Here is a 276-nt window from a genome sequence, read left to right as displayed (position 1 = left end):
AGGGACATGTGCGCTCCCTAGCAGCAGCCGGAGCCGGGCGAGCAGCAACTGCCGGCCTTGACATGAGGCTTGTCCGCCGTCGTCAGCGCGATGCCCAGCTTCTGCGCAAGCTGCTGGCGGGACGGATACATGCCGGTCGATACGATGTGGCCGTCGATCGCGAGGATCGGCAGCCGCTCCATACCCGCTTCCATTTCCTTGACCACCGCCGCGTTGGCGGCGAATGCCTGCGGCTGCTGACCCAGGTTGTAGCGGGCCACGGTCACGCCGTGCGCC

1 protein-coding gene is annotated in these 276 nt (G+C 67.4%); it reads right to left on the bottom strand.

What is annotated here, in order from left to right; genetic code table 11:
• Positions 1–17: 17 nt before the first annotated feature.
• A partial coding sequence (locus SB751_RS30130) for an arsenic metallochaperone ArsD family protein (protein WP_410749036.1) occupies positions 18–276 on the bottom strand: 259 nt, incomplete at its 5' end.

It is taken from the genome of Cupriavidus sp. SIMBA_020 (assembly GCF_046535395.1).
Taxonomy (GTDB): domain Bacteria; phylum Pseudomonadota; class Gammaproteobacteria; order Burkholderiales; family Burkholderiaceae; genus Cupriavidus; species Cupriavidus campinensis.
This window is presented reverse-complemented; position numbering and strand designations above follow the sequence as displayed.